Origin of the sequence: Paenibacillus sp. KS1, assembly GCF_001680695.1 — a bacterium.
Taxonomy (GTDB): domain Bacteria; phylum Bacillota; class Bacilli; order Paenibacillales; family Paenibacillaceae; genus Paenibacillus_B; species Paenibacillus_B suaedae.
Genome location: NZ_MAIS01000230.1, coordinates 1 through 1355, shown reverse-complemented (window position 1 = coordinate 1355; position 1355 = coordinate 1). Strand labels below are relative to the sequence as shown.

The following is a 1355-nucleotide window of genomic DNA, read 5'->3' as shown; positions in this document are numbered from 1 at the left end:
ACTTATTTAGGGTCGTGGACAGGAATTATTATTGTTTGAAAATGAAGAAAGTGAAGGAAATCTTTTGAATAGGCTATATAGCATTGAAGGAAATTACACAAAATTAACTTTTAAATCTCTCCTATAGCAACCTCAAAAACTTTTCCAAAATCTCTAATACATCTCCCATCTTTACAAGTAGAACATCATAGGTCATTACTTTTATATTTCTCGAATCATTTTTTGTTCCTTTCTTCTCTTCAATTGATTCTTCGTCATTCTTCGCCACCCAAATAAGCATCTCTACCGTTTATTATTAGACAATCGTAGCTTAAATTATCAACGATCCCCAATTCAAAAACCTCCTCTTATCATGTTAAGTTGTAGCACCGGGTTAAGAAAAAATTTTATTATCCTATGCGGGCATAAAGTATTTTTAAAAGATATTGATTAGTAAATGAAAAATCTGGAGGAGAAAGGATGTATTAATAATTCAAGTGAAATATCAGACTCTATTCCCCATCTCTTCCCACCACGATAAAATCTCTTTTACGAGGGGAAATTCCTTAGCTTGATTAGATGGAATCTCTTTAACCACACGCTCACCGATATTGACTTTGTTCGAAGAGGGGATCTCAGGTATAGCGTCATAATTACTGTATCTTAATTCATCAACATCCTTGCCAATAACCTTAGCTAATATCTCTGGAGGATACATATTTTCTAAGGTTCGATATTGGGTCAACATTACAAACCTAACTGAATTTTCAGTACATCTTACTCCGTATTCTGTTTTTATCTTTTTTATCGTTCCTCCATTCTCTACTGACTTGGTTAAATCACTATCGATTATAATCATACTATTTTCATGTATTTTTTTTATATCCTTTGGATCGATTTTAAAGATGTTCTCCCCCCCAAGTGGAATAATCAGTATTTTTTCCCTGTCAATATCTACTCCCGCTTTTTGCAATAAACCACTTAAAACAACTACTTCCGTTTGTCCCTCTACAAATATTACACCGTTTGAAGAGAAGGTAAGGGGTAAATATGCACCTAAAGCAACAAAGACTTCTTGTTTATTTGTGATCTCTATCTCTCTACTCTTAGACTGTATACCGTCATGTTCTATTAAATACAACTTTTCTGCACTTTTTAAACTTTGGAGAATAAAAGGTGAATGTGTACTAATGACCCACTGAATTGAGTTAATATTTGCCAACTTTCTAATAAGTTTCATAAATCTTTGTTGCAGTATTGGATGTAACCCAGTTTCAGGTTCATCTACAAATACTATATTTATGTTGCTTTTTCTAATGAAAAACTTAGAAATAAGGAACAGAACATTAAAAATACCTGAACCACTTCGAGACAAA

General features: G+C 32.8%; 1 protein-coding gene. It reads right to left on the bottom strand.

Annotation, left to right across the window (positions count from 1 at the left end; all coding sequences use genetic code 11):
• Nucleotides 1-484 precede the first annotated feature (484 nt).
• Nucleotides 485-1355: ATP-dependent nuclease (locus tag BBG47_RS27995; protein ID WP_175400666.1), on the bottom strand; the 871-nt coding region annotated here is incomplete at its 5' end.